Source organism: Neobacillus sp. DZ-9, from assembly GCF_059587065.1.
Genome location: NZ_JCAIOL010000012.1, coordinates 51,495 through 76,036 on the forward strand (window position 1 = coordinate 51,495; position 24,542 = coordinate 76,036).

A 24,542-nucleotide genomic window follows, 5' to 3' on the forward strand; every position below is an offset into this window, starting at 1 on the left:
TTCATCGTATTTTCTTTAATGATAAACTAGTGATATAACTATTTCCATATTATTTAACTGCTTTTATCTGGTAACTTCTAAAAGCAGAAAAGGGGCACTATCCTTCTTTGGATATGCCCCTATTTCCTTATGCAGATTCCCTCACTGCAAAGACCTGTTTTAGTTGTTTTCTTGCCCGGTAAAGCCGAGTCTTCACGGTTGCAGCCTTCAAATCGAGCAGACTGGCAATTTCATTTTCCTTTAATCCATAGGTCACTTTTAGAATAAGCACCTCTTGGAATTCTTTAGATAGGTGCTCCATGGAACGACCTAAGTCTTCTTGGAAAAGGCGGATGTCAACTGCTTGCTCCGTGTTTATCCTGTTATTATCATGTCCCATCATAAGTTCTATATCAGTGATGTCAACAGGTATCCGTTGGTTTCTTTTTTCTGACCTTAGAAAGTCGATGGCCGTCCTGGCAGTGATGGCAGACAGCCAAGCACCTAATTTTCCAGCATCTTCTATTGTATCTATTTTTTTATATGCTTTTATAAATGATTCCTGTACGATATCTTCCGCCCAAAGCCAGTCTTTTGTATATTTAAAGGCAAGACCGTGCAGGCGCTTCGCGTACATAGCATACAGTTGATTAAAATCAATGGAGTTCAAACTGCTGCCCCCCTATTTAAAATGTTCTTTAATAAAGTCCGGAGCATGCTTTTCATCAAAAAACATGACCTCAAAATAATCGCCAAAATGATAATAAAAGACGGCCGCGTATCCATGAGCCGAGTCCTGGCTTGCATTATCTAACATTTCTTGGATTTGTTCCTTATTCGTTACATCGACTTTATCGGCGCTTTTTTCCACTTCATTTTTTATGTTTTCAATGTCGACCGTTTTGGACGAATCCCTTTTGGCAACAAGGATATGAGTGATATCATCAGCTGTTACCATCGTTCCTTTTAACAATTCCTTTTGTTTCAGCCATTCTGTAAAGTGTTGATAAGTAGGCTTTATTTCAAAGTTTAGAAAGTGGTCACTGCCAAGGTACACTTCGATCATCGAACCTTGCCCTTCGAAATAATGACTGTCTTCATAGGATTCCGCCAGTTCATCTTGTCTTAATGCCGCAATCGCTTCTTTAATTTCGTCTGGATTCGATATGGTTACACCTTTTGTAATAGGTCCTCTTCCGCCAATAGTGAGCTTCTTAATTTTATTTTCCTTTAGTTTAAAAACCTCTTTAGTTGTCAGCTTATATTCCTTTGATTCGTAAACGGGTTTGAAAAAGTCTTCATAAAGCCGCTCATTTACGGTATATTCCCTAGTTAAATAACTGCCATCTTTCAATTCATAGCGAATAAAGAAATTTACTGTTCGATCGTTTTGCCTTTGCTGATTGATTTTTTTATCTGCAAAAATCTGCTTGTGAAGCTTCCGCACTGCCTCGATGTTGGCTTTTTCCTTCATTGGCAGCGGCGAATAGTACTCTGAGTAAATATCATCATTGCCCATATAATAACCGACATTATCAGTTAGAATGACGTTTTTAATTTCAGCCTCTTCTGGTATTTTATTTTCATAGATTCCAAGAATTTGAACACCTATCCCGAGGACGGCAATAAGTGCTAAATAGATGATTAATCCTTTTACACGAGTGAAAACTCTCCAAGTTTTTTGCAAGATCATTTCAGCTGCTAAATAGCCAAGCACAGCCCCAATGGCATAACCAAAGATGGTCCAGCTATTACTGTTAAAGGAAACTTCATGAAAGTACGAACCCCCAAGCAGCATCATGCAAAACGTAACCCCATATTTAAAAACCGAACGTAATTTTGGAAAAGCAATCGCTTCTGAGGCTGTTTCTAGGTTTCTTTTTTTATACAGAAGCAGCGCGAGCCCATACAGGACGATTATCAAGATGGTGTAAAGCACCCCATCGTTCAAAGAAAACCTTTTGCTGTCAAGGACAGCCGCATATGTAATCGGGGACAATTTTTCGAACTGCCGACTAAAGAAATAGTCGCTGGGAAATCCATAGAGTAATATTTTCAAGTTATAAAACATCAATAACGTTATCCCTACTGGAAAAAAGAGAAACACATACGCTAAGACTGCCTGAACGGTCGACATTCCGGTCAACATCGCGATAAACACAGCTGCTGTGTACAAAAGCAGGGTAATTACAGTTGTCGTGCCAGCCCAGTAAAAAATATCCTTTACACGAAACAGGCTGCTTAGGTCTAGGGTGTTATGCATAATAAGGATTATAAAAGTGATGGCGGCTACAGGTATGATTAAAAATAGCATCCCTGTCAGAGCATAATGATGAAAAATCCTGTTTCTTTTTAGCGGGAGGCTATGCATAAGGTCAGCTGCCTGTTTTGCATGCAAAAAACGAAGCAAGAACACGGCCAGGATGATTGGCACTACCGCAATTATTATAATTTGAAATTCAAAATTATAGCGAAAGAGATTGTCTGTATCTTGGTAAACCCTATCTGTCTCATCGGAATAATTCATTAATATTTGAATGGGCAGCATAAAGAACAAGCCAAGGAAGTAAACAACGGAAATCCAGCCTGTACTTCGTCCAATTTGCAGCAGTAATTCTTTATTACACCATGACATTTTTGATGGCATAGCCGATATCCCCCATTTCGTAAATAAAGATCTCCTCAAGAGTGAGAGGCAGCAAGTCAAAAATGACAGGGTTCGTCTGACGAATATGTTTTGTGATGGCTGCTTCATCGCCTCTGACAATGAAAAGGTAGACGCTTCCTCGCTTCTCTGTATGAAGCGGATTAAGATTTAGAAGCAGCTTGTCTGGAGGAGTACCGTCTTTATAGGCCACCTGTATTTTATGAATATCAGCTTTCAGGTCATCGAGTTCTTTTTCTATAAGCAGTGTCCCGTTATGGATAATTCCGATATAGTCGCATATGTCTTCTATCTCGCGAAGATTATGTGATGATATTAGAATTGTCATTTCTCTTTCTGCCACATCATGAATTAATAGGTTCTTGACCTTTTTTCGGACGACGGGATCAAGTCCGTCGAGTGGCTCATCTAAAATCAGTATCTCCGGATTGGCGGAAAGGGCAAGAATGAAAGCAATTTGTCTTTGCCAGCCTTTTGAAAAGGTGTGGATTTTTTTGTTCAGGTTCACTTCAAATAACTCAGCAAGTCTCTGAAAACGGTCTTCTTCCCAGCCTGGGTAGCAGCTTTTATAAAAACGGGCCATTTGTTTTGGTGTATATTGCGAGAAAAAATAAGGCTGATCTGGTATGTAAAAGACCTTTTGCTTTATGCCGGTATTTTCATAGACTTGTTCATTATTAATGGTTACTTCGCCGTGATCCTGACTGTATATCCCTGCAAGAAGCTTAATTAATGTTGTCTTGCCGGCTCCATTTGACCCGATAAGACCATAAATCGAGCCTTTTTGGATGGATAAATTGACCTTTTCCAGCGCGGTAAAACGGTCAAATTTCTTGCTAACCTCTCTCATTTCAATCATTGCTTTCCCCTCCCCCTTTTGATGCGTCTAGCTCTTCGATTAATTTGATAAGCTGACTTGCCGGGATTCCAAGATATAAGGCTTCGACGACAAGTTTTTCAAATTCTTTTTTTACTGTCTCTATTTTCTCTAAGTCCTTTATTTGATTGTTTGGATTGACGAAGCTGCCTTTTCCTTTTACGGAGTAAATAAAACCTTGGGTCTCGAGTTCTCTGTAAGCCTTTTGAATCGTATTTGGGTTTATCGTGAGCTCTGTTGCTAATGTTCTTACTGAAGGCAGCTGCTCATCTGGCTTGATTACCTCATTCATAATTAGCTCCTTCATTTTATCCACCAACTGTTCATAAATAGGTTTTCGGCTCCTCATGTCCAGTTCAAACATACCGGGAGGCCCCCAATCTGTACTAAGTGTACTATCATTCGTAATACAGTTTGATTATATTCCATCTCTTTCCAAAAGGAAAGGGTTTTTTATTGTGATTTTTTAATTTTGAGGACTGGAATTAAACGAATGACCGCTTAAAGGGATTCTATGTGACTTAAAACAGGTTTTCAGGGGAGATTCAGTCACATAGAGAGGTTCTATGTGACCCAAAACAGGGGCGAGATGGAATTTCAGTCACGTAGAGAGGTTCTACGTGACCTAAAACAGGGGCGAGATGCAATTCCAGTCACGTAGAGAGGTTCTACGTCACCCAAAACAGGCGCGGAATTCGATTTCAGTCACGTAGAAGGCCATAATGACGGAACAAAAAAAAGAGTGTCCACAGCAAGTAGACAAATGTCCACAAGCGGTGCCTGACACCCTTTTTTTATTATTTTTTCTTCGCGTGTTTACGCATGTCGAAGGCGACTGCGACGATGATGATTAGGCCTTTTACGATGAATTGGATGTATGGGCTTACTCCTAGGAACGCTAGTCCGTAGTTGATAACTTGGAAAATGAGAACCCCGGTGATGACGCCAGGAACGGATCCGATACCGCCTGATAGGGATACGCCGCCGACTACGCAGGCTGCGATCGCATCTAGTTCGTACATGTTACCAGTGTTGTTCGTTGCACTGCCAACACGACCTGCTTCAAGTGTACCAGTTAAGCCGTAAAGAAGACCGGCAATCGTATAAATAATAATAAGATTTTTTGCGACGTTTACACCAGAAACCTTAGCTGCTTCTGGGTTACCGCCAATCGCATACATGTTTTTACCAAGCTGCGTTTTATTCCAAATCACCCAAATAATGATAGAAACGATAATGGCATAAAGAATGAGATACGGGAATTCATATGAACCAACTTTAATTCCGCGCTGGGCAAAGGTTGTAAATTTTTCGCTTAAACCACCAATTGGTTGTGCTCCATATGGAGGGCGGTCAAAGTAAATCGAAGTTAAACCGTATACACCGATCATCATACCTAATGTAGCGATGAATGGAGGAACATGAAATTTAGATACAATCACACCATTTAAGGCAGCGATTAGACCTGTTGCAGCCATTGCGATTAAAATCGGTACAAATAGCGGCAGATCAGGCAAGTTAGGATACATCTTATACGCATAATCGCCAGCCTGCAGCATGGATGCCGAAATAACGGCAGCAAGACCGACCATCCGTCCAGCAGATAGGTCCGTACCTGCTGTAATCAAGATACCTGCAACCCCAAGTGCAATGATGATCCTTGATGAAGATTGGGCCAAAATATTAATTAAGTTGGTCATCGATAAGAAATCAGGAGATGCAACGACGATACCGACTACCAATAGGATTAAAACTACATAAATAACATTATCAACAAGCCATTTTGATACATTCGATTTTTTTGAAGCTTGCGTATTCATTTCCATCGCCTCCTAATACAAAGCTGCTAATCGCATGATTTCTTCTTGCGAAGTTGAAGACGTCTCCACGATTCCAGCTGCTTTTCCATTACTCATTACTAAAATTCTATCTGTAACCCCTAAAAGCTCTGGCATCTCGGAGGATATCATGATGATGCCTTTTCCGTCTGCTGCTAATTGGTTAATAAGTTGATAGATTTCGAACTTAGCTCCTACGTCAATTCCCCGTGTTGGTTCATCTAGCAATAAAATGTCCGGCTTAGTCAACAGCCAGCGGCCGATAATAACCTTCTGCTGGTTTCCGCCAGAAAGACTTCCAATTGATGTTTTTTGTGTAGGCGTTTTAACCTTCATCGAATCAATCACCCATTGTGTATCTTCCTTCACCTTACTATCAGAAAGGAACGGACCTGTTCGATATTGACCCAAATTAGAAATAATCGAGTTAAAGCTGATGCTTAGCTCTGGAAAGATTCCAGTGGATCTTCGCTCTTCCGTTACAAGGGCAAAGCCATTTTTTATAGCATGCTGCGGTGAATGATTTTTGACCGCCTTACCATGTAATTCAATTGTTCCGGATTTCAAAGCTCTCATTCCAAAAATCGATTCGACGACCTCCGTCCGCTTCGAACCTACGAGGCCTGCGATTCCTAGAATTTCGCCTTTTCGTAGTTCAAAGTTTACATCCACAAAGGAGGGCTGCGTTTCTGCGGTTAAGTTAGAAACCCTTAAAATCATATCGCCCGGCTTGTTGATTTTTGCAGGGAAGCGTTGTGATAAATCACGGCCAACCATCAGTTTAATGATTTCGTCGGTCGTAAGATCTTTCGCGCTTTTTGTCGCAATGTACTGACCATCACGCATGATGGTGACTTCATCGGAAATCTTTAAGATCTCTTCCATTTTGTGCGAGATATAGATGATGGCAACATTATCACTTTGCAGCTTTTTGATGATTTTAAAGAGATGGTTGACTTCATTCTCTGTTAAAGATGAGGTAGGCTCATCCATTACGATGATTTTAGAACCGTAAGAGACGGCTTTGGCGATTTCCACCATCTGCATCTCGGAAACGGAAAGCGTACTGACCTTGCTGCGAGGGTCGATATTAATATCGAGACCTTTAAAAATCGCCTTCGTGTCCTCGTACATTTTCTTTTCATCTATAAAAATACCTTTTTTCGGATAACGGCCGAGCCATAGATTATCCATAACATTTTGCTGGCGTACTTGGTTCAATTCCTGGTGCACCATGGAAACGCCGTTTTCAAGCGCCTGCTTCGAATTGACAAAGGAAACCTCTTTTCCGTCAAAAAGAATCTTGCCTTCATCCATCGAATAAATTCCGAATAAGCATTTCATTAAGGTTGATTTTCCTGCCCCGTTTTCCCCCATCAAAGCATGCACCGATCCCACCTTCACTTTGAGAGATACATTATTAAGGGCGATAACGCCAGGGAATCGTTTCGTTATATTCAGCATTTCGAGTAAATTAGTAGAACTAGCTTCTGACATGAGCGAACCTCCTCACTTAACCATTTAAAAAATATGAGACCCTGAAAGTTCGTCTCATATCTATTCATTAAAAGTATCCATTTATCATATAGGGCAATGTCCTGCTTCAAAGGGGGTGCTCTTTGAAGCAATGCCCCGAACGAAGGAAAAGCAACGTCTTTTCCTTCGTTCGAGGAGCGCCTGAGGGCCGAACCCCTGGACTGGCGCTTCCGCTTTTGTTACTTATAAGCGTCTTTACCAACCTGGATGTTGTCTTTTGTTACTTCAACGTAAGGAACCCGGACTGCTTTCTTATCGTCAAGCTTCCAAGAAGTTCCGTCTAGTACATCCTTGCCTTTTGCTGCGTTCGCAGCAAGCTCGACCGTTGCTTTACCTTGGTTTTTCGCGTCATTTAAGACTGTACCAACCATTTTGCCTTTTTCAATCATTTCAAGTGCTTCTGGAATCGCGTCAACACCTACAACTGGCATAAATTTGTCGCCAGAGAAGAATCCAGCTTTTTCAAGAGAAGCAATTGCTCCAAGTGCCATACCATCGTTATTAGCGATAACGAATTCAATTTTGTCGCTGTATTTTGCTAACCAAGCATCCATTTTCTCAGTTGCTTTTGTTGCATCCCACATAGCTGTATCCATTGCTAATTCTTCTACTTGGATACCTTTTTCTTTTACAGTATCTACAGCAAATTTCGTACGTGCTTCCGCATCTGGATGTCCTGGCTCACCTTTTAGTAATACGTATTGAAGCTTGCCATCTCCATTTTTATCCCATTTAGCTTTGTTTGCTTCCCATGCTTTTGCAATCAACTCACCCTGGATGACACCTGATTCAGAAGAAGTTGTTCCTACATAGTAAGCTTTGTCATAGCCAGCTAAAACATTGGCATCCGGCTCTTTATTAAAGAAGATTACTGGAATATTTTTTGGTTTCGCTTTGTCAATGATAGTTTGTGCTGCTTTTGGATCTACTAGGTTAATAGCAAGAGATTTCGCACCTTTTGCGATCAATGTGTCCACTTGCTCAATTTGTTTTGCTTGGTCGTTTTGGGAGTCATTCAGCATTAGGTTTACTTTTCCTTTTGCGGAATTCTCCATCGCACGGCGTACATAGCTCATGAAGTTATCGTCAAACTTATAGATGGTTGCACCCACTGCAGGAAGTTTACTGTCTTTGCTACCTGCAGAATCTCCAGACCCGCTAGTTGAACTGCTACAGCCGGCAGCTAATAGAATACTAGATGCAATCGTCAATGATAGAACTACGCCTTTTTTCTTTTTCAACATGTCATCATTCCCCTTTTACTTTTGTAAAGACTCTGGTAAGCACCAAGAACCTGCTTAACTCAGCCTCCCTGTAAGCCCTTACACATATGTTAGCATCAGGAGTATTTCCGCAATAGTTCAAAACTATAGCACATATTTGTGATTATCTAGATTATTTTGTAATCGTTTGCAACAAAACTGAAATAAAAAAAGACCAATCAGTGATGATTGGGCTTTTGAAATTTAACTTACTGTTACTTTTCGAAATTCTGTTGGGGACAGGCCTGTTGCCTTCTTAAATACACGGCTGAAATAGTTCGGGTCCTTGTAACCGACTGAATAGCAGATTTCCTTTAAGCTTTTGGCTTGGTCGACCATTTCAGCCTTGGCCTGCTTGATTCGGATTTCCGTCAAGTAATCAATGAACGTCATCCCGAATCGATCTTTAAATAGCTTGCTAAAATAAAACGGACTCAGTTCCACATATTCTGCTGCGGATTCCAAGGTAATCGCTTCGGCATAATGCTCTTCAATATATTCCTTCGCTTTATGCAGCATTCCCTTGGCATGATTGTTGCGCCAAATCTGAACCTGCTGCACGACCGCAAGTAAATGTTTTTTCCCTTTTTCAAAAATAAGCCCGATATCCTCCAGCCCTTCGATTACAGGAGTTCCTTCGTAGATGATGCCTAAATCATGGAGCATTCGGGATATTAGAATAAACAATTCATCAAAGGATTTTTTAACCAAGGAAGCTTTTAAAGTCTTGTTGGTTTCAAGCTTGGTCACAAGCGAATCAAAAATGAACAACACCTGATTAACATCACCTTGCCGAACGGCATCTAACAACTTTTTTTCTATTTCAAGAAAACCAGAATCAGTAGGCATTTCAAAGGTATTTCCCTGCTTGTCGCAAAATAAAAACTTACGATTAGGTGTTTTAGCAAGCTGCTCCAGTGCCAAAACCGCTTCATGATAGGATTTATTGAGCTCTTTTGCTTGGCTGTATGGATGTCCGATTCCGATCCTTATATCACCTGAAAAGTCTTCTTTTTTGAAAAAATTAATCAGGTTATCACAGATTTGTTGGGCATTCGTTTTGAAATGGAGTTTTTCCGATGTTAGGAATACAACTGGCACTTGTTTGTCTGTAATTGGTCCAATAATGATCTCATGCTTTTTCACAACGGATTTAAGGGTATCCTTAAGCCACGAATACCAATTTTGTTTTTTATTGTTCGTGAAATCAGATTTCCCTGCTGGCTGAAGGGAAAAAAGCATCACGTGGCCCGAAATAATTTCTGCCCCCAGAAGCTGCCCCCATTCATCAAAGGTAATATCCTGGACTTGGTTCATTAACAGCGATGTTACCCATTCTTTTTGGGCAATCGAAACGGCCCGGATCAAGTTTTCCCGCAAGTTGTGCTGCTCTTCTGTTTGTTTTCGCTCTTCATGGATTTCATCGGCTACACGCTTAAGGCCTTCAAGAATATCCTGCTTGCTGCTCGGCTTTAAGATGTACTCCTTCACTCCTTGCTGCATCACTTCTTTGGCATATTCAAAGGTATTAAAGGCCGAAACCATGATAAAGCGGATGTTCACATCGAATTTTCTGATTTCCTTCACGGCTTGTACGCCATCGATTCCAGGCATTTTGATATCCATAAAAATAATATCCGGACGCAGCTCCGCTGCCATTTCTATCGCCTTTCTCCCATTGGGGGCCTCGCCAATAACCGTTACGTCCTCTGAAGAGTTTTTTAAAATCATGGCAACCGCTTTTCTTTCAAGAACTTCATCATCCACTATAAGAACTTTCAACAAGCTCGCTTCCCCCTTTGGCCGCGACAGGAATTGTCAGTCTAAAATTTGTTCCTTTTTTCAATTCTGACTCAATTTCTACTATGTCTTTTCGCTGGTAAAAAAGCTGAAGTCTTCTAATTACATTTTTTACGCCAATCCCGTTGGAATGCCCTTTTGATTTTTCACGATCAAATCCCTCTTCGGTGATGGCACCCTCCGCATATTGAAGCAATTTGTTTTTTGTGGCGGTGTCCATCCCTTCACCGTTATCAATGACTTCCACATGAATCCGGTCCCGCTGCCTGTATATATTTAAGCGAATTTCGGCATTTTCTTCATATTCCTCTACACCGTGAATAAAAGCGTTCTCGATGAGCGGCTGGAGCGTTAAACTTGGAATCTCAATATCTAAACAATCATCCTCAATATCTGTGATAAATTGAATCCGCTCTCCGAATCTCGTTGTTTGGATAAAAAAGTACTCTTTTACAATCCGAACTTCATCTCTAAGCGTTGAAGCTTTATCTAAATCGCTCAGATTATACCGTAGCAGAGCCGCAACAGCTTCAATCAATCTCGAGGTATGTTCCGCTTCCTCCAAGTATGCCATTTTTGAAACCGTATTCAAAGTATTGAATAAAAAATGAGGATTGATTTGGTTTTGCAGACTCTTTAACTCTAATTCTTTTAGAAGCTTATCCAGTTCACCTTGTTGTTTGATTTCTGTAACGAGCTGCCTAAGGTTTGTGCGCATTTGGTTAAATGTTTCCGTTAATGGCTTGAGCTCGTCATTTGTGGTGATTTTAATATCCTCGCCGGATAGGTTTCCTTTCGAAATTTGCTTCGCTGCCTGTGATAACAATCTTATCGGTTTGGTAATCCCGCCAGATATCCATAATGCCAGCAAGGTGCTGAGGAAAAACGCAGCCGCAAACAAGGAAATCGACATGAGCTTATAATAATGGTTTTGCTGTTCCATTTGGTTATAAAACTTTTGATAGTCCGTTAGCTTATTATTTAACAATGCTAGTGTGCTTTCTTGAAGGAAGGAGTTAATTTTTAATACTTCAGTAAAATGACTTGAATATTGGTTAATCTCATCTTTTTGAGATGCACCAACAGTGGCATCGCCTTCATCCAAAAAGCTGTCAATCATATTGTTATAATTAGAGAGAGTAATATCATTTGTGTTAATGACTTTAAAAAGCCGCTTTTGGTCCTTTATCAGCTTTATCTTTTCTTTTCGATAGTCTTTTAGATAGGATTCATCTTTTTCTAAAATATAAGCGTGGAGGTTTTCGGTAATTAAATTTGTTCTTTGTGAGATATTGTTTAGCAGGAGAAATCGTTCGAAGCTGTTATCATATTCATTCACTAATTTTTCACTGCTGTTATAAAAAAAGAATCCTACAGATGTTAGCAATACCACAAGGACGATAAAGTAAAGAAGTAATTTCGATCTGATGCGGAATAACATTACCGGTTCTCCTCCAATCTCACGTGGTAATTAACCGGTAAATCCCCTTTTCTTAAAATCCGGGTATCTGTATGAACGATTGGAGGAACGGGTTTCCCCTCTCTTAGGTCAATCATCATTTTTACAGCTTTGTATCCCATTTCATAGGGTTCTTGAACAACTGTTGCCTTAATTGTGCCTTTTCGAATGTAATCAAGGGTTTCCGGGAGTGTATCAAAGGCGAGGATATAAATTTGATCCTGTTTTTTATATTTCTCGACCACATGAGCGATTTCAATGCCGTCTAAAGCACTTGTCCCAAAAAATGCGTTGACCTCGGGATGATCTTGTAAAATTTGATTTGCCTTTTCTGCTGCTTTTACTCTGCTAATCTCTGATTCTTCAATCGTAGCGATATGGATTCCTTTTTCTCCTTTTACTGCATCCTGAAACCCCTTTACCCTTTGTTGCATATGATTAGCGTAAAAACTTCCCGTGATGATAGCGACATTGGCTTTTCCCTTTGTATCCGCTATCAAAGCTTTTCCAGCTAAATAACCGGAATAATAATTATCCGTTCCAATATATGCTAATCGCTTGCTATTAGCTGCATCCGTATCGACTGTAATGACAGGGATTCCTTTGGCAACAACCCGATTAATCAGCGGGGTAAATTGTTCGTCGCTCAGCCCCTGCGTCATAATTCCATCGACTTTAGAAGCTGCCGACATTTCAATCGTTTTTACATGGTCTTCGATGTTTGCCTGCTTTGGGCCGGCATATTCAAGCAGAACGCCATATTGTTTTGCTGCCGCCCGTGCCCCTTTCTCGACAAGTCTCCAATACTCGTTATCCAATTCCTGGGAAACTAGCACAAAATGATAATTATACTTTTCTACTGTTTTCTCTTCTTTAGGCAATTCATGGGTGACTACCTTAAATCCATAAAAACTTGCGAAAGAACAGCTTACGAAAAAAAATATAATACCGAATGTATAAGCTATTAGGGTTAATTTGCTCATAAAACCTCCCAATCCCTATGCCTTCCAATTAAGGCTATTATACGGAACATACAAAAAATCGACAATGTCCTTTTAGTTGGAAGAAGAAAACCAGCCTTCACTTTTAGTTCATGAAGGCTGGTTTCGTAAACTTTTTAATAGCAGCATATTATTTAGTAAGTCGTTCAAAATCCACTTTCGGAGCCAATGCATCGCTTACTTTTTCGACAATCATATCATGATCTACAGTAAAAGTTGCTACTCCTTTAATGTTTTCTGAGGATGCTCCTATCTTTACGGTATAAGTGCCTTTTTCTAGAACCCATGCAGATTTCTCTTCATCAAAAGAGGCCAGATCTTTGGCATTCAATTCGAACTGCAGCAGTTCTCGCTGATGCGGTTTTAATTCTTTTGTTTTGCCAAAGGCTTTTAGTTCAAGGGCAGGTTTCTTAAGCTTTCCATCTGGGGCTGAAACATAAACCTGAACAACCTCTTTGCCAGGGACAATTCCGGTATTTTCAACCATCGCTGAAACGCTAAGCTTATCTTTGAATTTCTTGCCTTCACTGATATTTACATGGCTATAGTCAAAGTTGGTATAGGACAAACCATAACCAAATTCATAGGCAGGCTTCACACCAAATGTAGTGTTGTAGCGGTATCCTACATAAATATCCTCCTTATAGACCACCTGTGTTGGATTCCCGGCAGGCGTTCCCGGGAAGTTATCAGCTGATGGCACATCACTGTATTGAACAGGAAAGGTCGTAGTGAGTTTCCCTGAAGGATTTACTTTTCCGGACAATACATCAGCAACGGCATTACCGGCTTCCTGCCCTGGCTGCCATGCCAATAGGATGGAATCAACCTTATCCCGCCAGCTGGACACTTCAATCGGCCCGCCAATATTCAGAACAACGGCTACCTTTTTCCCTTGTTTATGATACTCTGTTGATATTTTTGAAATCATGTCCTGCTCAGCGTCAGTTAATAGAAAATCCCCTTTTTCCACTTTGCGGTCTTGTCCCTCACCAGAATTTCGACCAATTACAATGACTCCAAGATCCGATTCTGTGGAAGCTGCAGCTATTTCATTTTCATTTAAAGGCTTTTCTGGGATCGCTGGGGTTAATTTCCCAAAGTCTTCTCCCCAAGGACTTGGTTTAATTTTATATTGTTCCTGCTGACGTAATGTATTGATATATGTTTGATAGCTATTGAATAACCCTTGATTTAATTGGTAACCGGCATCCTTTAAACCATCTGCAATGGAAACGGTGTAAGCAGCATTCACATCACCGCTGCCTGTACCGCCTTTAATGGTTTCAATCTGAGTATTCCCAAACAAGGCTATTTTTTTATCTTTGCTGATTGGCAATGATTGACCATTATTTTTTAGTAGGACCATTCCTTCTGCTGCTGCTTTTCGAGCCGTTTGCGCATGTGCAGTTAGATCAGGCTTATCGGAATTTTGATAGTTTTTAAATTCAGGTGTTTGGATGACAATTTGCAGGATGTTCTTGATATTGCGATCCAGCACCTTTTCGTCCAGCTTCCCTTGCTCTACTGCTAATTTTATAGCAGCAGATTGGGAGTCCGCCCCTGGCATGATCATATCATTGCCCGCTTTCATTTGTTCTACTGGGTCTGTTCCAGCAAACCAGTCCGTCATGACAAAGCCCTTGTAGCCCCAATCCTTCCTTAAAACAGTTGTTAATAAATCCGTGTTTTGAGAAGCTGAGGTGCCATTAATCTTATTATACGAACTCATTACAGACCATGGATGGGATTCCTTTATAGCAATTTCAAAGCCTTTTAAGTAGATTTCTCTTAACGCACGTTCTGAAACAATAGTATCAATGGTCATTCGATTAGTTTCCTGATTGTTGGCAGCAAAGTGCTTGATTGTAGCACCAACCCCATTTGATTGAACTCCATTTACAACAGCAGCTGTTATTTTCCCAGCAATCAACGGATCTTCTGAATAATATTCAAAATTCCGCCCATTTAAGGGATTTCGATGAATGTTTAGGGCTGGTGCCAATAATAAATCGACCCCATACTCCTTCACTTCATTTCCCTGTGCTTTTCCAACTGCTTCAGCCGTAGCTGTATCCCAAGTTGATGCAAGTGAGGTGGCAATAGGGAAAGCGGTTGCATAATAAGTTTGGGTCTGTCCTGGTCGAGTAGGACGGATCCTGAGTCCTGCCGGTCCGTCAGCCAACCGCAACTCAGGGATTCCCAATCGCGGAATTCCATAGGTCCCGCCTACAGCTCCAGTGACTTCAAACGGACCTCTTGTAAATCCAGGCATTCCCACACCTACAACAAATTTTGCTTTTTCCTCGAGAGTCATGGCCTGGATAACTTGGTCGATTGAAGCGGCATCTGTTAAATAGGGAACACTGGTTGTAGACTCTGTAGTGGTTTTGGTATTTTGTACGGCAGTTGAAGCTGAGGATGATTGGCTGCTTTCGGCAGAAGCCATGTCAAAAGTTAGTCCGGAAAAAATAATGGATGAAGACAGGGTGATTGCTAGTAATCTTGACTTTTTCCTCTTTTTCCAATTTTTTAGCATTATAAATCTCCTTTCAAATTTAGTTTTAGTTTTTTAAGCGCTTTCAATGCTAGTTTAATTGTTTTTTAATTATTTTGAATATTAGTAATAGTCTGGATTAATTTGTGTATTTCTTCATTTTTTTGTCATCGGTTTAAAAAAAATAATCCGTATTACAAGGTTTGACAAAGCTAGGATAATAGTCATGTCGGAAATTGTTGGGAATTTAGGAGGAAATATACTTGAACTATTAATATATTACTGAATTTTCAGATAACAGCAAAATAGTTTAGATAATCACAATTTAATGCTATCTTTCGAACTTATGGAAGAATCATCCTCCATGCTAACCTTTTGATTGTAAGCACTTACATTTTTTTTAATGGGGGGAATATTTATGAAGAGTTACTACAAGGTTCTAAGTACTTCTATGTTCAGTCTTATGCTTCTATCATCAGCGGTACCCGGAAGTGTGTTTGCGGAGGAACAGCCGGCGGCGCAGGTTTCATCTTCTGCTGCAGTTGCAAAAGATAACAGCGGCACACAGAATGCTGGCGCTTTGAAGGAGCAGACACCGATTTTGGTTGACCAAGCTTCCATTCCAGCAGTTATCCAAGCAATGACGCTGGACGAAAAGGTTGATTTAATTGGAGGAGCCGGTGCTGCGGTAACAGGTGCTGCAGGAGGCACGTTCGCTATTCCACGGCTTGGCATCCCTAAGCTTACCTTTGCGGATGGTCCTGCCGGACTCAGGTTTGGATCTACTGCCAATAAGTCAACAACTGGCTTCCCAATTCCAACAGCTCTATCTTCTAGCTTCAATAAAGATTTAATGTATAATGTGGCCTCAGCGATGGGGAAAGAAACATTAGATTATGGTGTGGATGTTATTTTAGGGCCTGCCTTGAATATACATAGGGATCCTCGGGGCGGCAGGAACTTTGAATATTATTCAGAAGATCCAGTTCTAAGCGGGGAAATGGCTGCTCAGTTCACCAAAGGGGTCCAAGACCAGGGTGTTGGTGTTAGTATGAAGCACTTTGCCGCTAATAACCAAGAAACAAATAGACAGTCAGTAAACGAGATTATTTCAGAACGGGCTCTAAGAGAAATTTATTTAGCTGGATTCGAACGTGTAGTAAAAGAAGCAAATCCATGGACAGTGATGAGTTCCTATAATTCTATTAACGGACCTTTCTCAGCCCATAACTCCTGGCTTCTAAATGATGTATTAAGAAGTGACTGGGGCTTTAATGGGATGGTCATGACCGACTGGGGCGGCTCGAAAAACAATGGTATTGCCATGTTAAACGGCGGTAATGATTTGTCCATGCCAAGTTTAAATGCCGTTGGTAAGGCAGCGGTAAAAGCGGCTATTTTAGATGGATCACTCCCTGAGGAAAAACTCGATACAGCAATTGAAAATATTCTTAACTTAGTTGTCAAATCCCCAACATTTAAACAATTAAGTACAGTTGATAATTCGAAACTAAGCGTAAGTTCGGACCTTGCTACTGCGGATGCAAAGCTTTCACGAGAATCAGCACCAGAAGGTATGGTTTTATTAAAAAATGAGAATAAAGCGCTTCCTTTCGATAAAAAGGTCAAAAAGGTTGGTATTGTTGGCAACTCTTATACGATGCCAAGCTGTGGATTTGGTACGCCTGCATCAGCGTGTACCACAGATAACGCGGCTTCTAAAATGTTCCTAATGGGAACCGGAAGTGCCTATGTTACACCGACCCATTCTGTCCAACTTCCAGAAGGATTGAAAAATGGAGGATATATACCTGTTAACACGAACGCCAGCGGTGCTGAAATCAATGAAAATCTTACCGCTGAAGATGCTGCATATATGGCTCAGAATTCAGATATTGGTGTGATCGTAATTGCCAGGGGATCTGGAGAAGGGGCAGATGGAAATGCGACAACCTTTGAACCGTCAGCAAAAGAATCAGAACTAATCCAAAAAGTTTCTTCTGCCTATCACGCTGTTAATAAAAAGGTGGTAGTAGTGTTAAACGTTGGTGCTCCGTTTAACACAGTAAGCTGGAGAGGTTCTGTTGACTCGATTTTATTATCTTGGCAGCCAGGGATGGAAGCTGGTAATGCTCTTACAGATGTTCTATCTGGTAAGGCCTATCCATCTGGTAAACTTCCAGAGACTTTCCCAGTTCGTTTGGAGGATGCCCCAAGTTATGCAAACTTCCCAAGCTCTGACGGCAATCCAAACTTAGTAAAATACCAAGAAGATATTTACGTTGGCTACCGCTACTATTCTACTTTTAATGTCAAGCCTGCTTATGAGTTTGGCTACGGACTTTCCTACACGACATTTGATTATAGCGACTTTAAATTAAATAAAGACAACCTATCTAATAAAATTAAAGTCTCATTTAAAGTAACGAACACTGGTACTAATTTCGGTAAAGAGGCACCACAATTATATGTAAGTGCACCTGATGGAAAGTTAGAGAAACCAGCCCTTGAGCTTAAGGCCTTCGGAAAAACGCGCGAACTAAAGCCAGGTCAAAAAGACACATTCAACTTCTTTATTGATCCAAAAGATATAGCATCGTTTGATGAATCTACTTCCTCATGGATCGTTGAAAAAGGAACATATAAATTCAAAATCGGAGCTTCTTCTTCCGATATCAAAGGGACTCTCGAATTTAAAGTCGACAATGATATCGTTGCCGAAGTAGACAATGACAATGGACCTAATGTGCAATTAGATAGATTATCAAAGTTTAACCAGTAGAATGGTGTCAGGCACCACAAAAAGACAAAAAAGGCAAGACTGCCCGCCACAGGCGGACAGTCTTGCCTTTTTTGGGTTAGAAACTGCTATTTCTAATTACGAGTTTTGTTGCGATGAATGTTTTTTTGGCTGTTTTTCTGCCTTCTATTCTTTCCAACAATGTATCGACGGCGGTTTCTCCCATGAGTTCAGTATAGACCTTTACGGTGCTAAGAGATGGAAAGACATATTTGGATATGCTGATGTCGTTTACGCCGATGATGTTCACACGATTTGGAACAGATACTCCATCCTCAAGTAAAGCCCTTAGAGCACCGACTGCAATCGAGTCATTCCCGGCGAAAAAGGCGGTGGGCAGATTTTCTCCGTGTTCCTGGATGGCCTGTTTCATCAAAGAATGGCCGGCATCCACGGAGAAATTACCAATGTACATAAACGCTTCATTCAAAGAGCCATTTTCTGCTAAATAACGCTTGAACGCTCTTTCCCTAGGGTCTTCAATTTTGGAAGTTTTATCTTTGAAAACTTCCCTGCCGCCAATATACCCGACTCGTTCATGACCTTTTTCTAGAAAATAGTCAAGGACCTTTTCGGTTGCCTTCTCAAAGTCAATCACCACGGAATCAAACTTCTCTTCATCTGGAGATGAATCGACAAAGACGATATTTTTCGTAATCGCTGATAGTTCCTTCACTTGCTTGCTGCTGTACTTTCCGATGGCGATGAGCCCTTGAACTTCATCTTCTCTTAAATCCTCGTAATTATCTTGAAAATACTTTACCACTTGGATTCCATGGTGCCGGCAGCGATTCTCCACTCCCAACCGGATGGACATATAGTATAAGTCTTCCAGCTCTTCTTTTTCTGAATGCCATTGCAAGAGAGCTATCTTGCCAGACTCCTGTTTTCGTGCCGTAGGTTTCTTCTTATAAGATAGCTCCTCGGCAACCTCAAAAATTCTTTTTTTCGTTTCATCGCTGACTGAGAGCGTCGTATCATAATTGAGCACCCTTGATACAGTGGCAATCGATACCCCCGCTATTTGTGCAATATCCTTAATGGTGGCCATATTTTAGTCTCCTAATGTGTTAGCAAAAAAGCGATATTTCGTTGTGGAATAGTATACATCCTCAGGATTTAAAATGACAGACGGAAACTCCGGTTGATGAATGGCATCAGGAAGTCCTTGTGTTTCCAAACAGACGCCTAGATAATTTCTGGCCCTGACACCTGAAATCGAAAATGGTCCTTCTAATTGGTTCGAAGTATAAACAACGACACAAGGCTGGTCCGTCGTTACCATCAGCGTCCGACCGCTTTCCTCATCGCTCAAAACAATGGTATTTTCACCATTTTCGCTAAAAATAAGCGGATGATCGTAGCCGTTTCCGGCAAGAACATTTTGTGGATGTACCGAATTCACTCCTGAAAGGATTCTGCGGCCATGTTGAAAATCAAAAGGAGTATTCTTTGCAGCAATCATTTTTCCAGTCGGAATCAAATCTTCCCCTAGTTCCAAAAACCGGTCGCTTTCTAATTGAAGGATATGCTCGGTACAATCTCTTTTTAGATTGCCGCTCAGATTAAAATACGAATGATTCGTTAAATTGGCCAAGGTTTTTTGATCGGTTTTCCCTTCATAGGTAATAACCAGTTCATTCTTATTGTTTAATAGATAGGTCACAAAGATGTCCAGATTTCCGGGATATCCTTCTTCCCCATTTGGGCTATAGTAATAAAACTTTAGACCAACTGCTTTATCTTCCTCTATTTTTTCAGCTTTCCATACCACTGAATTAAATCCCTTTTTCCCGCCGTGTAAGTGATTGGGATGTTCATTGTCTGCAAGCAAGTATTCTGTTCCGTCCAATTCGAACCGAGCACCTTTAATTCTTCCAGCTACCCGTCCGACAACGCAACCAAAGTAAGGGGACAAGTCGAGGTAGTCCTCAAACTCCTCAAAACCGAGCACCACATTTTCAAAGTTTCCTTGGCGGTCTGGAACGATTATTTTGGTAATCACACATCCGTAATTAAGACATGAGACCGTCATCCCCGAATCGTTGGTAAGCGAATATTCAATCACAGACTGCCCATCATAATTGCCAACTAATTTATCAATTATCTTCATCAAATCTCACTCCATTTTTTGAGGGCTTCTCATGATAAAGTTCGAATAAACCTGCGAAATCCAGCAGCACCTTCTTCATTCCATTTAAACACACCGGCATCCTCTAAACACTTTAAAAATTTATTTCCGACTTCTTCTCTTACCAGTGACTCCACATTTGATTCATCCGCAACAGCTTGATATCGGTCTCTTAATTCTCCTGCCCAGTTTAAATGATGGTCCGCAACCATTGCTTCTTTCCCAACAACAAAATCCTCCACTTCTTTGAGCTCATCCTTTAATCGGGCAGGGAGCACAGCCAATCCCATTACTTCAATCAAACCGATATTTTCCTTTTTAATATGATGAACATCGCTGTGAGGATGGAAGATTCCAAGTGGATGCTTCTCACTTGTCCGGTTGTTTCGTAAAACCAAGTCGAGTTCAAATACTTCACCCTTTTTGCGGGCAATCGGCGTAATGGTATTATGCGGAGTCTCTCCCGTCCATGCTAAAACTCCAACCGCCTCATCGCTGTAATTTTTCCAGTTAGCTAAAATATGGTCCGCAGCCTCAACGAGGTCGGTCTTATCTTCTGAGCGCAGACGAATTACCGACATCGGCCATTTCACGACGGCACCTTCTACATTCGGAAATCCTGCCATTTCAAATGTCCAATCAGATTCCGCCTTTGCCATGGCAAATTCATAATTCCCGCCTTGGTAATGTTCATGCGATAAAATCGAACCGCCCACGATTGGAATGTCCGCATTCGAACCAAGGAAATAATGCGGAAACTGTTCGACAAAGGATAATAATCGTTGAAACGTCGCCCGGCTAATTTTCATATCGGTATGCTTTTCCGATAAAACAATACAATGCTCATTGTAGTAGACATATGGTGAATATTGGAGATACCAATTTTCATTCAACAAATTCATCCGGATCATGCGGTGATTAGAGCGGGCCGGGTGGCCAACCCGCCCTGCATAGCCTTCATTTTCAATACAAAGCAGGCAATTGGGATATTCATTTTTCACGGCTACCCGTTCGGCCGCAATACTTCTTGGGTCTTTTTCCGGCTTTGATAAATTAATCGTAATATCCAATTCACCGAATTTCGTTTCAGCCTTGTATTCAATATTTTTTCGAATCCGGTTCATTTGAATGTAATTACTATTTTTGCTCAAATCATAAAAATACTGCGTCGCTTCCCATGGATCCTGTTGATATTTTTCATAAAAAAGCTGATTCACAGTGGATGGCCTTGCCATAAAGCAGTTCATGATTTTGCTTGAAAAAATTTCTTTTTCATCAAAGAGATCTTCAATGATTCCCTGTTCGCAGGCATAATCAACGATTTCATCCAGCAAATCTGGTATGGATAGTTTCTTTCCAGGTTCGGTTTCCTTATAGTCTGCTATATGAAGCAGCGAAAGAACTTGATTGCGTGCATATATCTCATCATCGTTCTCTATTAATTGAGCCTCGAGCGCTTTTTCCACTAGTTGTTGGACCAATTGATAAATCATTTCCTCACCTCTGATATCCATTCGGATTATGCTTATGCCAGTTCCAGGCATCGTTGATGATTCGCTGTATCGATGTTCTTGATGGATTCCAGCCAAGTACCTGCCCTGCTTTTTCAGAAGAGGCAATTAACGTACTCGGGTCGCCTGAGCGTCGTTCCCCCATTTGGACCGTAATATCTATTCCTGTTACCGTTCTAGCTGTCTCAACAATTTCCTTTACAGAGAAACCCTGACTTGAACCGAGGTTGAAAATCTGGCTCTCTCCGCCATTTTGCAAAAATTTCAAGGCTAAAAGATGGGCTTCGATTAGGTCCTCGACATGAATGTAGTCACGAACGCAGGTACCATCTGCGGTATCATAGTCATCCCCAAAGATGGTAACCGCCTGCCTTTTTCCCAATGCTGTTTCTAGGACAACGGGAATGAGATGTGTTTCGGGGTTGTGATCTTCACCAATTTGCCCGTCACCTCTAGACCCGGCAACGTTAAAATATCTTAGGGATACATATTTGATTCCAAATGCCTTCTCACACCAAGCGATCATTTTTTCCATCGCCAATTTGGTTTCCCCATAGGTGTTTGTTGGCATTGTCTGTGCTTCTTCTGTTATCGGCACTTCCTTTGGATCTCCGTACACGGCAGCCGTGGACGAAAAGACAATGTGCTTAATGCCAAATTCCTTCATCATTTCGAGGACAATCTGTGTGCCGTACACATTGTTATCAAAGTATTTTAACGGCTCGACCATCGATTCGCCGACAAGGGAGTTTGCGGCAAAATGCAGGATAGCTTCTATCTTTTCTTTTTCAAAAACAGACCGCATGAACTCACGGCTTCGGATATCCCCTTCATAAAAGCGCGCATCCGAATGTACTGCATCCCGGTGGCCTGTTTGCAGGTTGTCAATTACGATTACCTGAAAGCCTTGATCGATTAACTGATAAACAGCGTGTGAGCCTACATAACCGGCCCCGCCTAAAACAAGAATACTCATTTACAGCGCCTCCTCCAACTCAATTTCCTTCGCTCCGTCACCAATGCTGGCAACATAAAAATCGGCTTCGTAACCAATCATGTCAAGATAGGCTGCGCCAACGTTTACAATAAATCGCTCAACCTCTTCATTGGCAACAATGGCAATCGCACAGCCGCCAAAGCCTGCACCTGTCATCCGCGCCCCAAGGACTCCTGGATGATTCCAAGCCGCTTCCACTAACGTGTCGAGTTCTACACCCGTTACTTCATAGTCGTCTCGCAAGGAAATATGCGATTGGTTCATCAATTGGCCAAAGGCTTCCACATTCCCGGCTTTTAGTTCGTTCAAAGCCTTCAAGGTTCTGATATTTTCATAGACGGCATGTTTCGCACGCTTACGGACGATTTCATTGGTTATCAAGGATTGATTTGTATCAAACTCCTCTTCCGATAGCTGACCAAGCGCTTCAACCGGCAGTTTTATCTGCAGCTGGGCTAGTGCTTCTTCACATTCGGCTCGACGCTCATTATATTTAGAATCCGCTAGTTCCCGGCGCTTGTTTGTATTCATAATTAAAATTTTGTGATTTTCGAGATGAATCGGTGCGTATTCACATTTCAAAGTCTGGCAGTCTAGTAAAATTCCTTCATCCTTCAATCCCATCCCAATTGCAAATTGGTCCATGATCCCGCTGTTCACGCCAATAAATTCGTTTTCGACTTTTTTACCAAGCTTGATTAAATCAAGTCTAGGGATCTCTAATTCAAACAGGCCGTTCACCATAACCCCAGTCAGCAGCTCAATGGAAGCGGATGAAGAAAGTCCGGCACCATTCGGAATATTCCCTTGAATGACGCACTCAAATCCTGAGTGAATCTCATAGCCTGCTTCGATAATGTACCGAATCATCCCCTTCGGATAGTTGGCCCAATTATGATGTTTATCGTATTCAAGTTCATTTAAGTTAAATTCGATGATTCCTTTTTCGGCGAAGTTCATGGAATATACTCGTACAAGCTGATCCTCGCGCTTCCTTGCAACCGCATAGGTACCATAGGTAATCGCGCATGGGAATACATGGCCGCCATTGTAATCAGTATGTTCGCCAATTAAGTTTATCCGGCCAGGGGCAAAAAAGGCTCTTTCAGGTAAAATATGGAATATGTTTTCGAATGTTGTGTTTAGCATCGTCAAATTCATGTGGCAGTCCCCTCCAGGCAAATTATCTTTAATTCAATTTTACTCCCGTTAGTAAAATTAAACAATTATTTTTACTAAAATTTTTACTAAATAATTAACTTTTTTTTTGCTGATCGTTAGATATAAAAAAACAGCCCCCAATGGAGCTGCTTTCAATCTCATATTTTTGTAAAAATAATTCCGAGAATGGCAGAAAATATGCCTATGAGCTGGTATCGTTTTAATTTTTCTTTAAATAACCAGCAGCCTGCAAGAATCACAACTAGACAATTCAGGCTGACAATTGGGAAGATGATACTTGCAGTCCCAATCTGCAGCGCGTAAAAATAACAGCTGTAGCCTATTACACTGACCAATCCGACAAGAGAACCGATATTGGCTTCCGATTGCTGCCAGGTTTCCTTTTCCCGAATGCTTGTTATTCCTAGATACACACTCCCTACACCGTACATACAAGTTATTGTATTGAACGAGCTTATGTGCAAATAGGATGTTGTTTTCATTAATATGCCCAGGATTCCGAAGGACAGGATAGCCAAAAGTACCCGGAATAGCCATGGACCGTACTCTGTTCCCCTGCTCTGTCCCGGCGAATATTGAATAGCCATTGCCGATCCTAAGATAACCGCAATCCCTACCCAATGGAGAAGGCTGATATTTTCATGGAAAATTATCGCTGCTCCGAAAATCGGCAGAATGGCATTGGCACCGATTAGCGGTGAAGTTATGCTGGCAGGCCCCTTTTCGAATGCCTTTGACATTTGAATATTGCCATTGGCATTTAAAATCCCGATCAGTCCGCCAAGGATGACGGCATAGAGATTAAACTGGAATTGCCCTGTCGCAATCCCATACCCGAGCGTAAGCAAAAAAGCTGTAAAATAAAAGAAAAACTGAATATGCACCTTGGACAAGCCGCGGCTTGTACTCCATTTAAATAGAGTATTGTTCGTACCGAAGCTTAAAGTTGTTATCAATGCTGCAGCAATCCACATGCTGAAACCTTCTTCCCTATCTTGTCTTGATAC

Annotated in this window: 18 protein-coding genes; 1 reads left to right on the top strand and 17 read right to left on the bottom strand. The window is 41.2% G+C overall.

Annotation, left to right across the window (positions count from 1 at the left end; translation table 11 throughout):
* Window positions 1-127 precede the first annotated feature (127 nt).
* From AC59HZ_RS25925 to AC59HZ_RS25975, 11 genes are all read right to left on the bottom strand, one after another.
* Window positions 128-649 (bottom strand): RNA polymerase sigma factor, encoded by a 522-nt coding sequence (locus AC59HZ_RS25925; RefSeq protein ID WP_496548647.1) that lies wholly within the window; start codon window positions 647-649, stop codon window positions 128-130.
* Window positions 650-661: 12 nt separating this feature from the next.
* Entirely contained in the window at window positions 662-2,626 is a 1,965-nt protein-coding gene (locus AC59HZ_RS25930) for a multidrug ABC transporter permease (protein WP_496548648.1), read from the bottom strand.
* Window positions 2,601-3,503 carry an ABC transporter ATP-binding protein gene (locus tag AC59HZ_RS25935; RefSeq protein ID WP_496548649.1) on the bottom strand — a complete coding sequence of 301 codons (903 nt, stop codon included), beginning with the start codon at window positions 3,501-3,503 and terminating at the stop codon, window positions 2,601-2,603. Before AC59HZ_RS25935 ends, AC59HZ_RS25930 begins: the two co-directional genes overlap by 26 nt.
* Window positions 3,496-3,885: a GntR family transcriptional regulator gene (locus AC59HZ_RS25940; RefSeq protein ID WP_496548650.1), complete on the bottom strand. Its 390-nt coding sequence runs from the start codon at window positions 3,883-3,885 to the stop codon at window positions 3,496-3,498. Before AC59HZ_RS25940 ends, AC59HZ_RS25935 begins: the two co-directional genes overlap by 8 nt.
* A 433-nt stretch (window positions 3,886-4,318) precedes the next feature.
* Window positions 4,319-5,341: a galactose/methyl galactoside ABC transporter permease MglC gene (gene mglC / locus AC59HZ_RS25945; protein ID WP_430063658.1), complete on the bottom strand. Its 1,023-nt coding sequence runs from the start codon at window positions 5,339-5,341 to the stop codon at window positions 4,319-4,321.
* A gap of 12 nt (window positions 5,342-5,353) precedes the next feature.
* On the bottom strand, window positions 5,354-6,856 hold the full coding sequence (mglA, locus tag AC59HZ_RS25950) for a galactose/methyl galactoside ABC transporter ATP-binding protein MglA (RefSeq protein ID WP_496548651.1): 1,503 nt from the start codon (window positions 6,854-6,856) through the stop codon (window positions 5,354-5,356).
* 218 nt (window positions 6,857-7,074) lie between these two features.
* Window positions 7,075-8,139, bottom strand: coding sequence for a galactose/glucose ABC transporter substrate-binding protein MglB (gene mglB / locus AC59HZ_RS25955; protein WP_496548652.1), 1,065 nt, complete (start codon window positions 8,137-8,139; stop codon window positions 7,075-7,077).
* Between the two features lie 222 nt (window positions 8,140-8,361).
* On the bottom strand, window positions 8,362-9,942 hold the full coding sequence (locus tag AC59HZ_RS25960; protein ID WP_496548653.1) for a response regulator: 1,581 nt from the start codon (window positions 9,940-9,942) through the stop codon (window positions 8,362-8,364).
* Entirely contained in the window at window positions 9,917-11,398 is a 1,482-nt protein-coding gene (locus AC59HZ_RS25965) for a sensor histidine kinase (RefSeq protein WP_496548654.1), read from the bottom strand. Before AC59HZ_RS25965 ends, AC59HZ_RS25960 begins: the two co-directional genes overlap by 26 nt.
* Entirely contained in the window at window positions 11,398-12,399 is a 1,002-nt protein-coding gene (locus AC59HZ_RS25970) for a sugar-binding protein (RefSeq protein ID WP_496548655.1), read from the bottom strand. The genes AC59HZ_RS25965 and AC59HZ_RS25970 overlap by 1 nt, the downstream gene beginning before the upstream one ends.
* A 148-nt stretch (window positions 12,400-12,547) precedes the next feature.
* Window positions 12,548-14,956, bottom strand: a complete 2,409-nt coding sequence (locus AC59HZ_RS25975) for a beta-glucosidase (RefSeq protein WP_496548656.1) — start codon at window positions 14,954-14,956, stop codon at window positions 12,548-12,550.
* Between the two features lie 376 nt (window positions 14,957-15,332).
* On the opposite strand from AC59HZ_RS25975, the gene AC59HZ_RS25980 reads away from it, so the two are divergent.
* Complete coding sequence (locus AC59HZ_RS25980) at window positions 15,333-17,696, top strand: glycoside hydrolase family 3 C-terminal domain-containing protein (protein WP_496548657.1); 2,364 nt, start codon at window positions 15,333-15,335, stop codon at window positions 17,694-17,696.
* 76 nt (window positions 17,697-17,772) lie between these two features.
* Here AC59HZ_RS25980 and AC59HZ_RS25985 read toward each other — a convergent pair whose 3' ends face one another.
* From AC59HZ_RS25985 to AC59HZ_RS26010, 6 genes are all read right to left on the bottom strand, one after another.
* Complete coding sequence (locus AC59HZ_RS25985; protein WP_496548658.1) at window positions 17,773-18,765, bottom strand: LacI family DNA-binding transcriptional regulator; 993 nt, start codon at window positions 18,763-18,765, stop codon at window positions 17,773-17,775.
* Window positions 18,766-18,768: 3 nt separating this feature from the next.
* Window positions 18,769-19,827, bottom strand: a complete 1,059-nt coding sequence (locus AC59HZ_RS25990) for an aldose epimerase family protein (RefSeq protein ID WP_496548659.1) — start codon at window positions 19,825-19,827, stop codon at window positions 18,769-18,771.
* A 29-nt stretch (window positions 19,828-19,856) separates the two neighbouring features.
* Window positions 19,857-21,338, bottom strand: a complete 1,482-nt coding sequence (gene galT / locus AC59HZ_RS25995; RefSeq protein WP_496548736.1) for a UDP-glucose--hexose-1-phosphate uridylyltransferase — start codon at window positions 21,336-21,338, stop codon at window positions 19,857-19,859.
* Window positions 21,339-21,342: 4 nt separating this feature from the next.
* A complete protein-coding gene (gene galE / locus AC59HZ_RS26000; RefSeq protein WP_496548660.1) occupies window positions 21,343-22,332 on the bottom strand; it encodes a UDP-glucose 4-epimerase GalE in 990 nt (329 codons plus the stop codon).
* Window positions 22,333-23,514 (bottom strand): galactokinase, encoded by a 1,182-nt coding sequence (locus AC59HZ_RS26005; protein WP_496548661.1) that lies wholly within the window; start codon window positions 23,512-23,514, stop codon window positions 22,333-22,335.
* Window positions 23,515-23,672: 158 nt separating this feature from the next.
* Window positions 23,673-24,509: a DMT family transporter gene (locus AC59HZ_RS26010; protein WP_496548662.1), complete on the bottom strand. Its 837-nt coding sequence runs from the start codon at window positions 24,507-24,509 to the stop codon at window positions 23,673-23,675.
* Between the last annotated feature and the right edge of the window lie 33 nt (window positions 24,510-24,542).

What these genes read in the sequence shown, in the direction of transcription:
- AC59HZ_RS25985 (WP_496548658.1), bottom strand. Translation starts at nt 18,765, where the DNA reads ATGGCCACCATTAAGGATATTGCACAAATAGCGGGGGTATCGATTGCC.
- AC59HZ_RS25930 (WP_496548648.1), bottom strand. Translation starts at nt 2,626, where the DNA reads ATGCCATCAAAAATGTCATGGTGTAATAAAGAATTACTGCTGCAAATT.
- mglB (WP_496548652.1), bottom strand. Translation starts at nt 8,139, where the DNA reads ATGTTGAAAAAGAAAAAAGGCGTAGTTCTATCATTGACGATTGCATCT.
- AC59HZ_RS25940 (WP_496548650.1), bottom strand. Translation starts at nt 3,885, where the DNA reads ATGTTTGAACTGGACATGAGGAGCCGAAAACCTATTTATGAACAGTTG.
- mglA (WP_496548651.1), bottom strand. Translation starts at nt 6,856, where the DNA reads ATGTCAGAAGCTAGTTCTACTAATTTACTCGAAATGCTGAATATAACG.
- AC59HZ_RS25975 (WP_496548656.1), bottom strand. Translation starts at nt 14,956, where the DNA reads ATGCTAAAAAATTGGAAAAAGAGGAAAAAGTCAAGATTACTAGCAATC.
- AC59HZ_RS25980 (WP_496548657.1), top strand. Translation starts at nt 15,333, where the DNA reads ATGAAGAGTTACTACAAGGTTCTAAGTACTTCTATGTTCAGTCTTATG.
- AC59HZ_RS25935 (WP_496548649.1), bottom strand. Translation starts at nt 3,503, where the DNA reads ATGATTGAAATGAGAGAGGTTAGCAAGAAATTTGACCGTTTTACCGCG.
- mglC (WP_430063658.1), bottom strand. Translation starts at nt 5,341, where the DNA reads ATGAATACGCAAGCTTCAAAAAAATCGAATGTATCAAAATGGCTTGTT.
- AC59HZ_RS25970 (WP_496548655.1), bottom strand. Translation starts at nt 12,399, where the DNA reads ATGAGCAAATTAACCCTAATAGCTTATACATTCGGTATTATATTTTTT.
- AC59HZ_RS26010 (WP_496548662.1), bottom strand. Translation starts at nt 24,509, where the DNA reads ATGTGGATTGCTGCAGCATTGATAACAACTTTAAGCTTCGGTACGAAC.
- galT (WP_496548736.1), bottom strand. Translation starts at nt 21,338, where the DNA reads ATGATTTATCAATTGGTCCAACAACTAGTGGAAAAAGCGCTCGAGGCT.
- AC59HZ_RS25990 (WP_496548659.1), bottom strand. Translation starts at nt 19,827, where the DNA reads ATGAAGATAATTGATAAATTAGTTGGCAATTATGATGGGCAGTCTGTG.
- AC59HZ_RS26005 (WP_496548661.1), bottom strand. Translation starts at nt 23,514, where the DNA reads ATGAATTTGACGATGCTAAACACAACATTCGAAAACATATTCCATATT.
- galE (WP_496548660.1), bottom strand. Translation starts at nt 22,332, where the DNA reads ATGAGTATTCTTGTTTTAGGCGGGGCCGGTTATGTAGGCTCACACGCT.
- AC59HZ_RS25965 (WP_496548654.1), bottom strand. Translation starts at nt 11,398, where the DNA reads ATGTTATTCCGCATCAGATCGAAATTACTTCTTTACTTTATCGTCCTT.